Source organism: Pseudomonas sp. URMO17WK12:I6 (assembly GCF_003253625.1).
Classification (GTDB): Bacteria; Pseudomonadota; Gammaproteobacteria; order Pseudomonadales; family Pseudomonadaceae; genus Aquipseudomonas.
On record NZ_QKYZ01000005.1, the window covers coordinates 126,759 to 143,166 of the forward strand.

General features: G+C 62.5%; 17 protein-coding genes. All 17 read left to right on the forward strand.

What is annotated here, in order from left to right; genetic code table 11:
* Positions 1-6: 6 nt before the first annotated feature.
* The 17 genes from F475_RS11060 (at position 7) to F475_RS11140 (ending at position 16,344) form a co-directional block, all read left to right on the forward strand.
* The gene (locus F475_RS11060; RefSeq protein ID WP_111453912.1) at positions 7-261 is read left to right on the forward strand and encodes an acyl carrier protein; all 255 of its coding nucleotides are present in this window, start codon (positions 7-9) and stop codon (positions 259-261) included.
* Positions 258-803 (forward strand): membrane protein, encoded by a 546-nt coding sequence (locus tag F475_RS11065; RefSeq protein WP_018928589.1) that lies wholly within the window; start codon positions 258-260, stop codon positions 801-803. Before F475_RS11060 ends, F475_RS11065 begins: the two co-directional genes overlap by 4 nt.
* Positions 800-2,482, forward strand: coding sequence for an acyl-CoA synthetase family protein (locus tag F475_RS11070; protein WP_111453913.1), 1,683 nt, complete (start codon positions 800-802; stop codon positions 2,480-2,482). The genes F475_RS11065 and F475_RS11070 overlap by 4 nt, the downstream gene beginning before the upstream one ends.
* Positions 2,475-3,209, forward strand: coding sequence for a glycosyltransferase family 2 protein (locus F475_RS11075; RefSeq protein ID WP_018928591.1), 735 nt, complete (start codon positions 2,475-2,477; stop codon positions 3,207-3,209). Before F475_RS11070 ends, F475_RS11075 begins: the two co-directional genes overlap by 8 nt.
* On the forward strand, positions 3,206-4,153 hold the full coding sequence (locus tag F475_RS11080) for a glycosyl transferase (protein WP_018928592.1): 948 nt from the start codon (positions 3,206-3,208) through the stop codon (positions 4,151-4,153). The genes F475_RS11075 and F475_RS11080 overlap by 4 nt, the downstream gene beginning before the upstream one ends.
* Positions 4,134-5,678, forward strand: coding sequence for a histidine ammonia-lyase (gene hutH / locus F475_RS11085; RefSeq protein ID WP_018928593.1), 1,545 nt, complete (start codon positions 4,134-4,136; stop codon positions 5,676-5,678). The genes F475_RS11080 and hutH overlap by 20 nt, the downstream gene beginning before the upstream one ends.
* On the forward strand, positions 5,671-6,096 hold the full coding sequence (locus F475_RS11090) for a thioesterase family protein (RefSeq protein WP_018928594.1): 426 nt from the start codon (positions 5,671-5,673) through the stop codon (positions 6,094-6,096). Before hutH ends, F475_RS11090 begins: the two co-directional genes overlap by 8 nt.
* Before the next feature lie 146 nt (positions 6,097-6,242).
* A complete protein-coding gene (locus F475_RS11095; RefSeq protein WP_111453914.1) occupies positions 6,243-6,809 on the forward strand; it encodes an outer membrane lipoprotein carrier protein LolA in 567 nt (188 codons plus the stop codon).
* Positions 6,793-9,132: an MMPL family transporter gene (locus F475_RS11100; protein WP_111453915.1), complete on the forward strand. Its 2,340-nt coding sequence runs from the start codon at positions 6,793-6,795 to the stop codon at positions 9,130-9,132. The genes F475_RS11095 and F475_RS11100 overlap by 17 nt, the downstream gene beginning before the upstream one ends.
* Complete coding sequence (locus tag F475_RS11105; protein WP_111453916.1) at positions 9,129-10,289, forward strand: sodium:proton antiporter; 1,161 nt, start codon at positions 9,129-9,131, stop codon at positions 10,287-10,289. The genes F475_RS11100 and F475_RS11105 overlap by 4 nt, the downstream gene beginning before the upstream one ends.
* Positions 10,276-11,523, forward strand: coding sequence for an NAD(P)/FAD-dependent oxidoreductase (locus tag F475_RS11110; RefSeq protein WP_111453917.1), 1,248 nt, complete (start codon positions 10,276-10,278; stop codon positions 11,521-11,523). Before F475_RS11105 ends, F475_RS11110 begins: the two co-directional genes overlap by 14 nt.
* The gene (locus F475_RS11115) at positions 11,520-12,245 is read left to right on the forward strand and encodes a class I SAM-dependent methyltransferase (RefSeq protein WP_018928599.1); all 726 of its coding nucleotides are present in this window, start codon (positions 11,520-11,522) and stop codon (positions 12,243-12,245) included. Before F475_RS11110 ends, F475_RS11115 begins: the two co-directional genes overlap by 4 nt.
* On the forward strand, positions 12,245-12,742 hold the full coding sequence (locus F475_RS11120) for a DUF3261 domain-containing protein (RefSeq protein WP_018928600.1): 498 nt from the start codon (positions 12,245-12,247) through the stop codon (positions 12,740-12,742). Before F475_RS11115 ends, F475_RS11120 begins: the two co-directional genes overlap by 1 nt.
* Complete coding sequence (locus F475_RS11125) at positions 12,739-13,935, forward strand: beta-ketoacyl-[acyl-carrier-protein] synthase family protein (protein ID WP_018928601.1); 1,197 nt, start codon at positions 12,739-12,741, stop codon at positions 13,933-13,935. The genes F475_RS11120 and F475_RS11125 overlap by 4 nt, the downstream gene beginning before the upstream one ends.
* A complete protein-coding gene (locus tag F475_RS11130; RefSeq protein WP_018928602.1) occupies positions 13,932-14,390 on the forward strand; it encodes a hotdog family protein in 459 nt (152 codons plus the stop codon). Before F475_RS11125 ends, F475_RS11130 begins: the two co-directional genes overlap by 4 nt.
* Positions 14,390-15,118, forward strand: coding sequence for a 3-oxoacyl-ACP reductase FabG (fabG, locus tag F475_RS11135; protein ID WP_018928603.1), 729 nt, complete (start codon positions 14,390-14,392; stop codon positions 15,116-15,118). The genes F475_RS11130 and fabG overlap by 1 nt, the downstream gene beginning before the upstream one ends.
* Positions 15,118-16,344 carry a beta-ketoacyl-ACP synthase gene (locus F475_RS11140; protein ID WP_018928604.1) on the forward strand — a complete coding sequence of 409 codons (1,227 nt, stop codon included), beginning with the start codon at positions 15,118-15,120 and terminating at the stop codon, positions 16,342-16,344. The genes fabG and F475_RS11140 overlap by 1 nt, the downstream gene beginning before the upstream one ends.
* Positions 16,345-16,408 lie beyond the last annotated feature (64 nt).

Consider the following 16,408-nt stretch of genomic DNA (forward strand, 5'->3'; position numbering starts at 1 on the left):
CGGACCATGCAAACTCGTGACGATATTTTCAACACCCTGCGCGATGCTCTGGTCGAACTCTTCGAGCTGGACCCCGAGCGCATCAACCTGGAATCCAACCTATACCAGGATCTGGAAATCGACAGCATCGATGCGGTCGACCTGATCGATCACATCAAACGCCAGACCGGCAAGAAAATCGCCGCCGAAGAATTCAAATCGGTGCGTACCGTCAGCGACGTGGTCGAGGCGGTCTACCGTCTGGTTCAGCCCGCCGCATGAGCCGACTGATCGGCCTTGGCCTGCTGCTCGCAGGCCTGCTGTACCCCTTTGCGGTGTATTTCGGCATGGAGCATTTTGCCCCGTGGCAGTTCGGTCTGCTGCTGGGCAGCCTGTGGCTGGCGCGAGCGCTGACCGGCGAACGGCGCCCCGGCAGCCTGTGGATGTCCACGGTCGCCATCGCCTTCTGCCTGCTGCTGGCAGCGTTCGACAGCCCGGTGCTGCTGCGCTGGTACCCGGTGCTGATCAGCGCGTTCATGCTGGTGCTGTTCGGTCTTAGCCTGAAATACGGCCCGCCGATGGTCGAACGCCTGGCCCGCCTGCGAGAACCGGATTTACCGCCCAGGGCCATTCGCTACACCCGCCAGGTGACCATTGCCTGGAGCGTGTTTTTTCTCTGCAACGGTTTGTGCGCCGCCGCCCTGACCCTTTGGGCGCCGCTGAGCTGGTGGATGTTGTACACCGGCCTGATCTCCTATGGATTGATCGGCCTGATGTTTGCCATTGAATGGCTGATACGACAACGGGTACGAGGCCACCCATGAATTGGATAAAACTTGAGCAACTGCTGCTCAAGGCTCAGCCGGAGCGTGCCGTGACGGCCGAGCCGGCGTTGAATCACGCGCAATTGTGCGACCGGGCCCTGAGCCTGGCTGCCGGCCTGCAAGCCCAGGGTGTGCAGCGCATCGCCGTGCACCTTGAAGACGCCGCCGACCTGGCCATTGCCCTGCTCGGCGCCTGGCGTGCCGGGATCAGCGTACTGCTGCCCGCCGACCTGCAAGCGCAGACGCGCCAGCGCTGGTCGACCGAGGTCGATCTGTGGCTGACCGATCAGACCGACGATGCGCACCTGAGCGATTATCGGCATCCGCCGCTACCAACCCACCCGCTGGACCTGGATCGTTGTCAGCTGAGCCTGTGCACCTCAGGCTCCAGTGGCGAACCCAAGCGCATCGACAAAACCCTGCGCCAACTGGCCAATGAAGTCGAAGCGCTGGAGCACTTGTGGGGCGCAGATCTGGGCGAAGCCTGCATCATCGGCAGCGTCGCCACCCAGCACATCTACGGTTTGCTGTTTCGGGCGCTGTGGCCGCTGTGCGCCGGGCGTTCGTTCGTGCCCAAGCAACTGGCTTTCCCGGAAGACTTGCAACGCGCCAGCCGCGAACACCCGGCCTTCGCCTGGGTCGCCAGCCCGGCATTGCTCAAGCGCATGGGCGACAACCTCGACTGGCCAGCGCTGAGCGCAGTGCGCCGAGTGTTCTCCTCCGGTGGCGCGTTACCCGCCGAAGCCTCGCAAAGCCTTTACGAACGCCTGCAACAATGGCCGACCGAGATCCTCGGCAGCTCGGAAACCGGCGGCATCGCCTGGCGTCAAGGCCAGGATCTCTGGCAGCCCTTCAACGGTGTGGAGCTGAGCCAGGACAGCGATGGCGCCCTGCTTATCGCATCGCCATACCTGCCGGCAGGTCATATCGAACACACCGCCGATGCCGCGCGCATCGCAGCCGACGGCCGTTTCGAGCTGTTGGGGCGGCTGGACCGGATCGTCAAACTGGAAGAAAAACGTATCTCGCTACCCATGCTCGAACACGCGCTGATGGCGCACGCCTGGGTCGCCGAAGCGCGCCTGGGAGTGGTTCAGGAAAACCGCGCCTCATTGGGGGCGCTGCTGGTGCTCAGCGAGCGAGGTATGCACGCGTTGCGCAATCAGGGACGACGCAGCCTCACACAAGCGTTGCGTCAGCATTTGAGCCAGCACTGTGAAACGCTGGCCCTGCCACGACGCTGGCGCCTGTTGCGGCAGTTGCCGCTGAACGCGCAGGGCAAACTGCCCCAGGCTGAGGTTGAAGCCTTGCTGCTGGCGCCCCGCCCAAAGGCGCCGCAAGTGCTGGAGCAGGTCGAAGCCGATGGTGAGTGGAGCCTGCAACTGGCCGTCCCGCCGGACCTGGCGTATTTCAGCGGACACTTTCCCCGGGCCCCGGTATTGCCCGGCGTGGTGCAAGTGGAGTGGGCAATGAGCCTGGGCCAGCAATTGATGGACCTGCCGGCAAAATTCGCCGGCATGGAAGTGCTGAAATTCCAGCAACTGGTGCGCCCTGGCGATGAAATCCAGTTGCACCTGCGCTTCGACCCGGTGCGCGGCAAATTGTATTTCGCCTATCGCAACGAAACCGCCACCTGCTCCAGCGGGCGGATTTTGCTGGAGGCTGCCAGCGATGCATAACCCCTGCGCCATAATCCCGGTCTACAACCACGAAACCGCCATCACTGCCGTGGTCGATGCGCTGCTAGCCTGTGACCTGCCATGCATTCTGGTGGACGATGCCAGTAGCCCCGCCTGCGCCAAGGTACTCGACCAACTGGCGCAGCGCGACAGGGTTTATCTGATCCGGCTCACCATCAATCAGGGCAAGGGCGGCGCAGTGATGACCGGTCTGCGGGAGGCTTCGCGCCTGGGCTTCAGCCATGCCTTGCAGGTGGACGCCGACGGCCAGCACGACCTGCAAGACGTCAAAGTCTTCATCGAATACTCACGCAACCATCCCGAGGCGGTGATCTGTGGCTATCCGCAATACGACGCAAGCGTGCCCAAAGGTCGTTTGTACGCGCGCTACCTGACTCACGTCATGGTCTGGATCAACACCCTGTCACTGCAGATTCGCGACTCGATGTGCGGCTTCCGTGTCTATCCGTTACCGCCAACCCTGGCACTGATCGACTCGGCCAGGATCGGCAAGCGCATGGACTTCGACTCCGACATCCTGGTGCGCCTGGCCTGGCGCAATCTGCCGATGCAGTGGCTGAAAACCAGGGTCCATTACCCTCTGGATGGCGTTTCACATTTCCGGCTGTTCTACGACAACGTACTGATTACGAGCATGCACACCCGGCTGTTCTTCGGCATGTTGCTGCGAGCACCGGTGATCCTCTGGCGACGGTGGCGGGCATGAACGGCAACGCAGACAAACAGCACTGGGCCGACCGCCAGGAGCGTGGCAGTTTCTGGCTGATGAAGTTCACCGCATTCTGCGCAAAGGTCCTGGGCCGACGCCTGCTGAGCCCGCTGCTCTACGGCATCGTGCTGTACTTTTTCCTGTTCGGACGCAGCGCCCGCCAAAGCGCCTGGCAATACCAGCAGCGGCTCGCCGACTGGAGCGGGCGCAGCGAATTGCGTCCGACTCATTGGCGGGTGTTCGGCCAGTTCATGGCCTTCGCCGATTCCATGCTCGACAAACTCGACGTGTGGAACGGCAAGCTGAGCATCGAGCAGATCGAAATCATCGACCCGGCGCTGCTGCGCAATAAACTGCGCGGCACACGCGGGCAGATGCTGGTGGGCGCGCACCTGGGCAATCTCGAGGTTTGCCGGGCACTGGCCGAGATCGGCGAGAAAGTCACCATGAACGTGCTGGTGCACACCAAGCACGCCGAGCAGTTCAACCGCCTGCTGGGCGAAGCCGGGGCAACCAATCTGCGGCTGATCCAGGTCAGCGAGCTCGACCCGGTGATCATGCTGCAACTGCATGAGCGCCTGGAGCGCGGCGAGTGGCTGGCAATTGCCGGCGACCGTGTGCCGCTGCATGGCGGGCGCAGCGTGACGGTGGATTTTCTCGGTCACCAGGCAGCGTTCCCGCAAGGCCCGTGGCTGCTGGCCGGTTTGCTGAAATGCCCGGTCAATCTGCTGCTGTGCCTGAAGAAGCCCACGGGCGACTATCGACTGACCCTCGAACCGTTCACCGAGGCGGTGGTGTGGAAACGCAGCGAGCGCGAACAGGTCATTCATCAGTGGGCTTCGCGCTATGCCGAACGCCTGGGTCACTATTGCCTCGAAGCGCCCCAACAATGGTTCAACTTTTACCCTTTCTGGAAGACCGATGACGACGCCAACGCTTGAGCCGGTAACCTTCGGCGAACTCCCTTTGTGCATCGAAGACGTGCTGGCCCTGGCCAACCGTCAGGTGCCGACGCAGTTGCAGGGCAACCCCGAGTTTCGCCAGCGCATTGCCAAGGGTCCGCAGTTCCTTGACTCCCTGCTGGACAAGGAAGGCGTGATCTATGGCGTGACCACCGGTTATGGCGATTCCTGTGTGGTGGCGGTGCCGCTGCACCACGTCGAAGCCCTGCCTCGTCATCTGTACACATTCCACGGCTGCGGCCTGGGCAAACTGCTCGATGCCCAGGCCACCCGTGCGGTGCTGGCGGCACGTTTACAGTCGCTGTGCCAGGGCGTGTCCGGAGTACGCGTGGAGTTGCTGGAGCGCCTGCAAGCGTTCCTCGAACACGACATCCTGCCGCTGATTCCGGAAGAAGGTTCCGTGGGCGCCAGCGGTGATCTGACGCCGCTGTCCTACGTCGCCGCGACCTTGTCCGGCGAGCGCGAAGTGATGTTCCGCGGCGAACGCCGGCAAGCGGCTGATGTGCACAAGGAACTGGGTTGGCAACCGCTGGTATTGCGCCCCAAGGAAGCCCTGGCGCTGATGAACGGCACCGCCGTGATGACCGGCCTTGCGTGCCTGGCTTACGCCCGTGCCGATTACCTGCTGCAACTGGCCACACGCATCACCGCGCTGAACGTGGTCGCTTTGCAGGGCAACCCGGAGCACTTCGACGAGCGCCTGTTCGCCGCCAAACCCCATCCAGGGCAGATGCAAGTTGCCGCGTGGCTGCGCAAGGATCTGGCGATCGACGCGCCGACCGCGCCGCTGCATCGCCTGCAAGACCGTTACTCCCTGCGTTGCGCGCCACACGTGCTCGGTGTACTGGCCGACAGCCTGAACTGGCTGCGCTCGTTCATCGAGATCGAACTCAACAGCGCCAACGACAACCCAATCATCGACGCCGAAGCCGAACGCGTGCTGCACGGCGGGCACTTCTACGGCGGCCACATTGCGTTCGCCATGGACAGCCTGAAAAACCTGGTGGCCAACGTCGCCGACTTGCTCGACCGTCAACTCGCGCTGCTGGTGGACGAACGCTACAACCATGGCTTGCCGAGCAACCTGTCCGGCGCCACCGCCGACCGTGCGATGCTCAATCACGGCTTCAAGGCCGTGCAGATCGGCACCAGCGCCTGGACCGCCGAAGCCCTGAAAAACACCATGCCGGCCAGCGTCTTCTCGCGCTCCACCGAGTGCCACAACCAGGACAAAGTCAGCATGGGCACCATCGCTGCCCGCGACGCCATCCGCGTGCTGGAGCTGACCGAACAGGTTGCCGCCGCCACGCTGCTGGCCGCCAATCAAGGCGTGTGGCTGCGCGGCCAGGCTGAAGACGCGCGTCCACTGCCACCGGCCCTGGCCGCGATGCACGAGGAATTGGCCAAGGACTTCCCGCCGGTCATCGAAGACCGTGCCCTGGAAGGCGAATTGCGCCTGTGCCTGCAACGCATCGCCGAGCAACACTGGAGGCTGCATGCGTAGCAAGGGAGTGCTTCACACCGATACGGAAATCCTCGTCCCGTTCTTTGACGTCGACACCATGAACGTGGTCTGGCACGGCCATTACGTCAAATACCTGGAAGTCGCCCGCTGTGCGCTGCTGGACAGGATCGGCCACAACTACGACGCCATGGTTGCGTCGGGTTACGCCTGGCCGGTGATCGACTTGCAGTTGCGCTATGTGCGCGGCGCCGTGTTCGGCCAGAAGCTGAATGTGCGCGCCAGCCTGGTGGAATGGGAGAACCGACTGAAGATCAATTACCTGATCAGCGATCTCGCAACCGGCGAACGTCTGACCCGCGCTGTTTCAGTGCAGGTTGCCGTCGACATGAGCAGCCGCGAAATGCAGTTGGCTTCGCCCAAGGTGTTTACCGACGCGGTTGAAAGGGTGCTGCCATGAATTTGCGATTCCTTTGTAGCAGCTGGCGAAGCCTGCGTTCGACTGCGCAGCAGTCGCCACCGGATATGCCTGAACGACGGCTTCGCCGCCGGACGCAGCCTCGCAGGCTCGGCAGCTGCTACGGGATTGGTGTGAGCTTGATATTTATGCTGGGCTTTTCATCGTTGGCCCAGGCCTTCGATCTCCAGCAACTGAGCGATCAACTGGCCAAACCCGATGTGATCCACGGCAACTTCATCCAGGAAAAACACCTGCGCGCCCTGCCCCAGCCACTGACCAGCAAGGGCACCTTCGTTCTGGCGAAAAATCACGGCCTGCTCTGGCTGCTGAAAACGCCGCTGCAACAGGATTACCGCATCAGCGACAAGGGCATTGCCCGGCGGGATGCCAGCGGCTGGCAAATGCTGCCGAGCAAGAGTGCCGGCGCCGAACAGAACCGTTTGTTCCTCGCCGTGCTGCAAGGCGACAGCAGTGGCCTGCAACGGGATTTCGAGCTGTCGCTGAGTGGTGATGCCCAGAACTGGAAACTGACCCTGACCCCGCGTTCGATGCTGCTCAAACAGGTGTTCAATCAGATCAACATTGACGGCGGCGAACTGGTACACAACATCGAACTGCTCGAAACCCAGGGTGACCGAACCCTGTTGCGCATGCAGGACAGCACCAGCGCCCAACCTTTGAGCGATGCGGAGCAACATGACTTTGCCGAGTGAACGGATGCTGCCGCGGCTGTTCCTGGTCCTGCTGCTGGCGGTACTCGCACTCGCCGGTTGGCAGTGGCGCGACGGCACTCCGCTGTCGGCCAACCTGATGGAACTGGTGCCAGGCACCGCGCCGGACGCGCTGGAGCTGCGCGCCGAACAACGCATGCAAGAACCGTTGAACCGGGAAATGCTGGTACTGGTCGGCCATAAAGACCGTCAGCAAGCCATCGCCATGGCGCAAAAACTCGGTGAGCAGTGGCAGGCCAGCGGCGTGTTCGAAAAGGTCCAGTGGAACCTGCAAGCCGACTTGCCAGCGCTGCGCACGCAATTGCTGCAAGGCCGACTGGCGATGCTGTCCGCGGCCGACCGTCAGCAACTCATCGAGCATCCCGACGCCTTTATCCAGCAACGGGTACAAGCCCTGTTCGACCCCTTCACCGGGTTCAGCCTGGTGCCGAGCCAGGATGACTGGCTCGGCCTGACCGGGCGCATCCAGAACAGCCAGCCACAGCGCGGTTCGGTGCAGTTGGACATCGGCAGCGGCGTGCTGGTCGCCGATGCCGACGGCAAGAGCTGGGTGATGCTGCGGGCGCGAACCGTCGGCAACGCATTCGACATGAACCTGCCGCTGCAAGTGGCTGACCTGCTCCAGCACAGTCGCGAAGAAGCCGCCCAGGCGGATGTGCAACTGCTCGCTGCCAGCGGCCTGCTGTATGCCGCCAGCGGTCAACGGCAAGCCGCGCGCGAGATCACCTGGGTCGGTGGCGGCGCCACGATGGGGATTTTGTTGCTGCTGTTGCTGGCCTTCCGGCGTTGGCGGGTGGTGCTGGCGTTCGTCCCGGTGCTGGTGGGCATGCTGTTCGGCGCGGTGGCCTGCGTGGCACTGTTCGGTCAGATGCATGTGATGACGCTGGTGCTGGGCTCAAGCCTGATCGGCGTGGCGGTGGATTACCCACTGCATTACCTGTCGAAAAGCTGGAGCCTGAAACCCTGGCACAGTTGGCCGGCGTTGCGCCTGACCCTGCCAGGGCTGACGCTGAGCCTGATCACCAGTTGCATCGGCTACCTGGCCCTGGCCTGGACGCCGTTCCCGGCCCTGACCCAGATTGCCGTGTTCTCCGCCGCTGGCCTGCTCGGCGCTTATCTGTCAGCGGTGTGCCTGCTGCCGGCGCTGCTCAAGGGCGCGCAACTGCGTCCGGCGCAATGGCCGATGCGCATTGCCGAGTCTTTGCTGGCGCTGCGCGAGTCGCTGCTCAAATACGTACGCACGCCGGTATTGCTGGCGCTGTTGATCGCCTTCTGTGTTGGCGGTCTGTTGCAGTTGCAAACAAAAAACGACATTCGCCAATGGGTCGGCGCACCGCAGCAACTGACGGACGAAGCCCAGACCATTGCGCGCATCACCAGCTATCAACCCACCAGCCAGTTTTTCCTGGTGCGCGCGGCCAATCAGCAGGAGTTGCTCGAACGCCAGACGGCACTGAGCGAGCGCCTGGATCAGTTGGTCAACCTGGAAAAACTCCAGGGCTACCTGTCGCTCAACCAGTTGGTCAGCCCGCCGAGCGAACAGCGCAAAGTGCGTGATGCTCTGGGCAAGCTGCCGCAGTTCTGGCAACCGTTGCTCGAGCTTGGCGTGCCTGCCGACGCGCTGCAAGCCGAGTTGGTGAAGCTACAGGCGCTGCCCACCGAAGATATCGACGCGGCCCTGGCCGGCCCATTGGCCGAGCCCTACCGCACCCTGTGGCTGGGGCCGACCGATAACGGCGTGGCCGCGATGGTCAGCCTGCAAGGTTTGAACAATCCGGCGTTGTTGCGGGTCCAGGCGCTGGACTTGCCGGGTGTGCAACTGGTCGACCGCCTCGGCGACCTGAACAAGGTATTTGCCGCAACTCAAATCAGCGCCGCTGAATTGAAACTCGCCTCCTGCGTGTTGATCGTGCTGGTGCTGATTCTGCCATTCGGTCTCGGTGGCGCACTGCGAATTGTCTCCCTGCCACTACTGGCGGCCCTGTGCAGCCTGGCAAGCCTCGGCTGGCTCGGGCAGCCGCTGACGCTGTTCAGCCTGTTCGGCCTGCTGCTGGTGACAGCCATCAGCGTCGACTACGCGATCCTCATGCGCGAACAGATCGGCGGCGCCGCCGCGAGCCTGTTGGGCACCATGCTGGCAGCCGCAACCACATGGTTATCGTTTGGCCTGCTGGCGGTGTCCAGCACACCGGCGGTGAGCAACTTCGGCCTATCGGTGAGCCTCGGCCTGGCGTACAGCTTCATCCTGGCGCCGTGGGCCGGACGCCAAGTCCACACCGCCCCGGTTGCGGAGCCAGCAGCATGATGGTCGCGGCGTTCTGGGTCATGGCCCTGGTGTTGTTCGCCATGGCCACCCACGTCGGTCGACGTTTCGGTCTGATTCCGATCGTCAGCCAGTTGTTGCTGGCAACCTTCGGCCTGCCGCTGCTGATGTATTTCTGGATCGAACCAGGCTGGCATCTCAGCGGTGCCGACCTGATCTCGCCGGGTTGGCTGAAGAACCTCTACAGCCTGAGCTTTGCCTTGCTGCTGGGGCACATCCTCAGCGACGTGATCGACCTGCGACTGGATCGCCAGAGCCTGAAAATCGCCCTGCCGAGTTTCTGCATTCCCTTTGCCTGCGGGCTGGCGACAGCGGTCTGGTTACTGCCGCCACAGCCGTGGATCAGCTCGCTGGCGGTCGGTCTGTTGTTCGCCATCACCGCGATTCCGGTGTTGTACCTGTACCTGCGACACATCAACTACCCGCCCGCCGCCACCCGACGCCTGGTGCAGACCGCGATCCTGATCGACCTGACTTGCTGGACCCTGTTCGCGTTCGCCCAAGGCAGCCTGCACCTGAGCAGCCTCTTGCTGCCGCTGGCAGGCGCCTGTCTGCCGTTATTGCTGCGACTGCTCGGGTTGCGCCAACCGTTGCTGCACAGCGGCTGCTTCTTCGCGCTGCTGGTGGTCGCCGAGCACTTCAAGCTCAATGCGCTGATTTTCGGCATCGGTTACCTGCTGTGCATGGCCGCGCTCAAGGTGTCGCTGATACTGCCATTGCCAACGGCGTGGATGAGTCGTTTGCAGACCTGGATCGCCATCCCGTTGATCCTCACGTTCGGCATCGTGCAGATTAACGTGCACAGCGCCCTCGACAACCTCGGTGGGGTGCAACTGGCCGCGCTCCTGTTGTTGCCGATCGCCAGTAAACTGTTGGGCAACTGGCTGGGTCTCGGTTGGGCCGGCGTCTCGTTTGAAGGTGCCAGCCGCTGGCGGGAAAGCCTTTTACTGAATATCCGCGGCTTGAGTGAGATCGTCTTTCTCAACCTGCTGCTGCAACAACAACTCATCAGCCCCGAGCTGTATTTCGCGCTGATGTTGATGGGCCTGATCGCAACCCTGCTGCCGGCACTCGCCGGCATGCACCGAATCCCTTTGAACATCGCCGCCCCGGCAAGGAGCACCCGTGCCAACAGTTGAAATGGAACGTCGTCAGGTGGTTGTGATCGGTGCCGGCCCCTCGGGCGCCATCGCCGCCGCGCTGCTCAAGCGCAAAGGCCATGATGTGCTGATGATCGAACGCCAGCATTTCCCACGGTTTTCCATCGGTGAAAGCCTGCTGTCCCACTGCCTGGATTTCGTCGAAGAAGCCGGCATGCTCGAGGCGGTCAATGCGGCCGGTTTCCAGTTGAAGAACGGTGCGGCATTCGCCTGGGGCGATCAGTACAGCACCTTCGATTTCGGCGAGACGTTCAGCAACGGCAAGCCGACGACCTTCCAGGTCCAGCGCGCCGACTTTGACAAGCTGCTGGCCGATCAGGCTGAACTGCAGGGAGTCGACGTCCGTTACGGCGAAGCCATCGTCAGCGTTGATTTCAGCTTGGCGAAACCGCAGCTCGATGTGCTTCGCGAAGATGGCAGCCAATACCGCGTCGAGGCCGATTTCGTGCTCGATGCCAGCGGCTACGGTCGCGTACTGCCACGCTTGCTGGACCTTGAGGCACCGTCGAACTTTCCGGTGCGCCAGGCGGTGTTCACCCACGTCGAAGACTGTATCGACAGCCCGGCTTTCGAACGGGAAAAAATCCTCATTACCACCCATCCGACCCAGCGCGACATCTGGTTCTGGACCATCCCGTTCAGCAACGGTCGCTGCTCGGTGGGCGTCGTGGCAGCCGCCGAACACTTCGCAGGCCGCACCGAGAATCTGGACGACTGCCTGCGCGGCTTCATCGCCGAAACGCCAAGCCTGGCAGGGGTGCTGAACAATGCGGTGTGGGATACCCCTGCGCGGACCATCGGCGGTTATTCGGCCAACGTCAAAACCCTGCATGGCCCTGGCTTCGCCTTGTTGGGCAATGCCGCGGAATTTCTCGACCCGGTGTTCTCCTCCGGCGTGACCATTGCCATGCGTTCGGCGAGCATGGCCGCCGGGGTGTTGCACCGCCAACTGCAAGGTGAAAGCGTCGACTGGCAGACCGAATTCGCCGAACCGCTCAAGCGCGGCGTCGATACCTTCCGTTGCTACGTCGAGGGCTGGTACGCAGGGACTTTTCAGGATGTGATTTTCTATCAGGGCGGTACAGAGGATATTCGCCGCATGATCAGCTCGATCCTCGCGGGTTATGCCTGGGATGAACGCAACCCGTTCGTCAGCGAAGCCAAACGTCGACTGCGGATGATCTCAGACCTGTGCGCCAGGGAAGCGACATGAGTTATTTGAGCGACAACTACGTCGAAGAAACCCGTTTCGGCTTCTGGTTCCTGCGCAGCCACACCTGGCAGCACCACGTATTGCGAGTGGCGATCAATGACTTGCGCAGCCTGTTCAGCGAGCCATTGCCCAACAAACCGGTCTTGCTGGACGCCGGGTGCGGCCAGGGCAAGTCGTTCCAGTACCTGCGCCAGACCTTCGCGCCCAAGCATCTGATCGGGCTGGATGCCGACCCTCACAGCCTGAACCTGAGCGGCGAAGAAGCGGCCCGCCAGGGCATGGAGGTAGAGCTGATCGGCAGTGACTGCGCGAGCATTAAAGTGCCGGACGCCAGTGTCGATCTGCTGTTCTGCCACCAGACTTTCCATCATCTTGTCGATCAGGATCAGGCCCTGGCCGAGTTCTATCGGGTGCTCAAGCCGGGCGGTTATCTGCTGTTCGCCGAGTCCACCGAGGCTTACATTGATACGTGGGTGATTCGCTGGTTGTTCCGCCACCCGATGCACGTGCAAAAGAGCGCCGCCGGCTACCTGGAGATGATTCGTCGGCAGGGTTTTGAATTCGGCCCGAAAAACGTGTCTTACCCTTACTTGTGGTGGAGTCGCGCCAAGGATTTCGGCCTGCTCGAACGCTTCGGCTTGCGCCAGCCAAAACCCTTTGGCCAACGGGAAGAAACCCTGGTCAATGTGGTCGCGCGCAAGCCCCTTGAAGAGAGTGTCTGATGATCCGTTTCCTGCTTCTGGGTTGTGTCCTGCTACTGAGCGCCTGTGCCAGTCAGACGCCGCTGCCCGAGCGAACCCCGAACCTGGCGTTGCCACTGCAACTGCATATCGAACGGCAGATGGCCGAGCAGCGTCAGGACTGGCTCCTGGTGATCCAGCGTGAAGGCCCGGGCATTCGCTGGTCGATGATGGACCCGTTGGGGATTCCCGTGGCACGACAGAAACTGATCGATGGCCAATGGCAAGCCGACGGTCTGCTACCACCCAATCCGGAAGCCCGGGAGCTGTTCGCCGCCCTGTTGTTTGCATTGACCCCCGAAGGCGAGTTGCACGGCAACTATCCCGCCGCCCGGCAGCATGACGGGCAACGGTCATTGTCAGCGCGCTGGAACATCCGCTATTCACAACCAAGTCTTTCGCAACCACCGAGCTTTGAATTGAACGTGTCCCAAGGCCCGCACTATCGCGTCACCCCGTTAGGCGAAAACACGCCATGACCGCTTACCTGAATGCCCTCGGGGTAATCTGCGCCCTCGGCCGCGACAAGCAGGAAGTCGCCCGCAACCTGTTTGCCGGCGATTGCTCGGGCATACGCAACGAGGCCGGCTGGGTCGCGGAGCGCTCGTTGCCAGTGGCGGCGGTGCGTGGTGAGCTGGCACCGATTCCGGCTGAGCTGGCTCATCAAAGCAGTCGCAACAATCAATTGCTGCTGGAGGCCGCGCTGCAAATTCGCCAAGACATTGAGCAGGCGATCCAGACCTACGGCCGCGACCGTATCGGCGTCATTCTGGGCACCAGCACCTCAGGCATCGACGAAGCCAGCCGCGGCCTGGCCCATTACATCCGCGAGCATCACTTCCCGGCCGATTATGACTATCAGCAGCAAGAGCTCGGCGCTCCGGCGACGTTTCTCGCCGACTGGCTGCAATTGAGCGGCCCGGCCTATGTGATCTCCACCGCCTGCACCTCCAGCGCCCGCGCGCTGATGAGTGCCCAGCGGCTGCTCGACCTGGGCATGTGCGATGCCGTGTTGTGCGGTGGTGTCGACAGCTTGTGCAAGCTGACCCTCAACGGTTTCTCTGCCCTGGAAGCGGTGTCCGAGCAACGCTGCAACCCGTTTTCGGCGAACCGCAACGGCATCAATATCGGCGAAGCCGCGGTGCTGTTCCTGATGAGCAAAACCGCCAGCGGCGGCCAACCGATTGCTTTGCTCGGCAGTGGTGCCAGCTCCGATGCACACCATATTTCCGCGCCGGAACCCACCGGCCGTGGCGCCCGGCAAGCCATGCACAAAGCCTTGAGCCGCGCAGGCCTGCAACCCCAACAAATCAGCTATCTAAACCTGCACGGCACCGCCACCCAACACAATGACGCCATGGAAAGCCTGGCTGTGACGGCGCTGTTTCCACAAGGCGTGCCTTGCTCATCGACCAAACCGATGACCGGCCATACCCTCGGCGCCGCTGGTGCCCTGGAAGCGGCGTTCTGCTGGTTGAGCCTGAGCGCGGATAACCACGAGCATGCCCTGCCGCCCCATGTCTGGGACGGGCAGCCCGACCCCGAGTTGCCGGCGTTGCATTGGGTGACCCCGACCGACCACCTGACGTCCATTGCACCCCGCTACCTGATGAGTAATTCCTTTGCCTTTGGTGGCAATAACGTCAGCCTGATTATCGGAGACGCCTCATGATTACCTGGCCGCTCGCCGAATTGCTGCCCCATGCCGGCGACATGATCCTCATCGATCAGATCCTGTCGTTCGACGACGAGCAGATCTATACCCGACTCACCGTCAAACCCGGCGGCCTGTTCAATCGCCCCGACGGCAGTCTGCCGGCCTGGGTCGGCATCGAGCTGATGGCCCAGAGCGTCGCCGCTTATGCCGGTTGCCATGCGCGCCAGAAAGGCAATGCGGTGGAACTGGGCTTCCTGCTCGGCAGCCGCAAATTCGAATGCAACGTGGAACACTTCCCCGCCGGCACCGAGCTGACTATCCACGGGATACGCTCGCTGGAAGACGATAACGGCATGGGCGTATTCGAATGCCACATCACCGCCCCCGGCATCCACGCGACCGCTCGGTTGAACGTGTTCCGCCCGCCTCAAGCCGCTCAATATCTGCATGAATCCCAAGGAGTCGAGTGATGACTGAATCCGTACTGGTCACCGGCTCCAGCCGTGGTATTGGCCGCGCCATCGCATTGCGTCTGGCCCGAGCGGGGCATGACATCGTGCTGCACTGCCGCAGCGGCTTGGCGGACGCCGAAGCCGTCAAAGCCGAAGTGGAAACCTTGGGCCGCAACGCGCGCATCCTGCAATTCGACGTCAGCAACCGCGCCAGCTGCAAAGCGATCCTTGAAGCCGATGTCGAAGCCCATGGCGCCTATTACGGCGTGGTGCTCAACGCTGGCCTGACCCGCGACGGTGCTTTTCCGGCCCTGAGCGAGGAGGATTGGGATGTGGTGATGCGCACCAACCTCGACGGTTTCTACAACGTGCTGCACCCGGTGATGATGCCGATGATCCGTCGTCGCGCCGCCGGGCGGATTGTCTGCATTACTTCGGTGTCCGGGCTGATCGGCAATCGCGGGCAGGTCAATTACAGCGCGTCCAAGGCCGGTCTGATCGGCGCGGCCAAGGCATTGGCGATTGAGCTGGGCAAGCGCAAAATCACGGTTAACTGTGTCGCACCCGGCCTGATCGACACGGCGATGCTCGATGAAAACGTGCCGGTGGAAGAACTGATGAAAATGATCCCCGCACAACGCATGGGCACCCCGGAAGAGGTGGCCAGTGCAGTGAATTTCCTGATGTCGGCGGAAGCTTCGTACATCACCCGGCAGGTTCTGGCCGTCAACGGAGGCCTGTGCTGATGAAGCGCGTCGTCGTCACCGGCATGGCCGGCATCACCTCACTGGGCAGCGACTGGGACACCATCGCCGCCAACTTCGCCGCCAACCGCAGCGGCATTCGTCGCATGCACGAGTGGGATCGCTTTACCGAACTCAATACCCGCCTGGCCGGGCCGATAGACGACTTCGAGGTGCCCGGCCACTGGACGCGCAAGCAACTGCGCAGCATGGGCCGGGTATCGCGGCTGGCAGTCGGCGCTGCGGAACAGGCCCTGGCGGACGCCGGGCTGCTGGGTGATGAGTCGATCAAGGACGGGCGCATGGGCGTGTCCTGCGGCTCGTCCACCGGCAGCACCGACGAGATCAAGGCGTTCGGCAAAATGTTGCTCAACTCGGTGGCCGAAGGCCTGAACGCCAACTCCTACGTGCGGATGATGCCGCACACCACGGCAGCGAATATCAGCATCTTCTTCGGCCTCACCGGCCGACTGATCCCGACCTCCAGTGCCTGCACCAGCGGTAGCCAGGGCATCGGTTACGCCTACGAGTCGATCAAGTTCGGCCGCCTGCCACTGATGCTCGCCGGCGGCGCCGAAGAGCTGTGCCCGACCGAGGCCATGGTGTTCGATGCGCTCTACGCCACCAGCCTGAAAAACGATGCCCCGCAAACCAGCCCGCGCCCTTACGACAGCGGCCGCGATGGCCTGGTCATCGGTGAGGGCGGCGGCATGCTGGTACTCGAAGAGCTCGAACACGCCCTGGCGCGTGGCGCCCGCATCCACGCCGAGATCGTCGGTTTCGGCAGCAACGCCGACGGCCAGCATGCCACCCGCCCCGAGCTGATCACCATGCGCCGGGCCATGGAGCTGGCTTTGGAAGACGCCGGGCTCGACCCAAGCGCCATCGGCTATGTAAATGGTCACGGCACCGCTACAGAGCAGGGCGACATTGCCGAAACACTGGCGACCAACAGTTTGTTCGGCGAACACATGCCGATCAGCTCGCAGAAGAGCTTCCTCGGCCACACCCTGGGAGCCTGCGGCGCGCTGGAGTCCTGGTTCAGCATCGAAATGATGAACCGCGACCTGTACGTGCACACCTTCAACCTCGATGAGGTCGATCCACAGTGCGGCAAGCTCGATTACCTGCGCGGTGAATTCCGGCAGATGAGCAACCAGTACGTGATGAACAACAACTTCGCTTTTGGTGGGGTCAACACCTCGTTGATCTTCCGCCGCTGGTCGTAAACGAGCCACGCAGGGGCGATCATTACCGGGGTTGCGCTGAAAGGGGATTTGGCGAAGGTTCAGT

What these genes read in the sequence shown, in the direction of transcription:
- F475_RS11060 (WP_111453912.1), top strand. Translation starts at nt 7, where the DNA reads ATGCAAACTCGTGACGATATTTTCAACACCCTGCGCGATGCTCTGGTC.
- F475_RS11065 (WP_018928589.1), top strand. Translation starts at nt 258, where the DNA reads ATGAGCCGACTGATCGGCCTTGGCCTGCTGCTCGCAGGCCTGCTGTAC.
- F475_RS11070 (WP_111453913.1), top strand. Translation starts at nt 800, where the DNA reads ATGAATTGGATAAAACTTGAGCAACTGCTGCTCAAGGCTCAGCCGGAG.
- F475_RS11075 (WP_018928591.1), top strand. Translation starts at nt 2,475, where the DNA reads ATGCATAACCCCTGCGCCATAATCCCGGTCTACAACCACGAAACCGCC.
- F475_RS11080 (WP_018928592.1), top strand. Translation starts at nt 3,206, where the DNA reads ATGAACGGCAACGCAGACAAACAGCACTGGGCCGACCGCCAGGAGCGT.
- hutH (WP_018928593.1), top strand. Translation starts at nt 4,134, where the DNA reads ATGACGACGCCAACGCTTGAGCCGGTAACCTTCGGCGAACTCCCTTTG.
- F475_RS11090 (WP_018928594.1), top strand. Translation starts at nt 5,671, where the DNA reads ATGCGTAGCAAGGGAGTGCTTCACACCGATACGGAAATCCTCGTCCCG.
- F475_RS11095 (WP_111453914.1), top strand. Translation starts at nt 6,243, where the DNA reads ATGCTGGGCTTTTCATCGTTGGCCCAGGCCTTCGATCTCCAGCAACTG.
- F475_RS11100 (WP_111453915.1), top strand. Translation starts at nt 6,793, where the DNA reads ATGACTTTGCCGAGTGAACGGATGCTGCCGCGGCTGTTCCTGGTCCTG.
- F475_RS11105 (WP_111453916.1), top strand. Translation starts at nt 9,129, where the DNA reads ATGATGGTCGCGGCGTTCTGGGTCATGGCCCTGGTGTTGTTCGCCATG.
- F475_RS11115 (WP_018928599.1), top strand. Translation starts at nt 11,520, where the DNA reads ATGAGTTATTTGAGCGACAACTACGTCGAAGAAACCCGTTTCGGCTTC.
- F475_RS11120 (WP_018928600.1), top strand. Translation starts at nt 12,245, where the DNA reads ATGATCCGTTTCCTGCTTCTGGGTTGTGTCCTGCTACTGAGCGCCTGT.
- F475_RS11125 (WP_018928601.1), top strand. Translation starts at nt 12,739, where the DNA reads ATGACCGCTTACCTGAATGCCCTCGGGGTAATCTGCGCCCTCGGCCGC.
- F475_RS11130 (WP_018928602.1), top strand. Translation starts at nt 13,932, where the DNA reads ATGATTACCTGGCCGCTCGCCGAATTGCTGCCCCATGCCGGCGACATG.
- fabG (WP_018928603.1), top strand. Translation starts at nt 14,390, where the DNA reads ATGACTGAATCCGTACTGGTCACCGGCTCCAGCCGTGGTATTGGCCGC.
- F475_RS11140 (WP_018928604.1), top strand. Translation starts at nt 15,118, where the DNA reads ATGAAGCGCGTCGTCGTCACCGGCATGGCCGGCATCACCTCACTGGGC.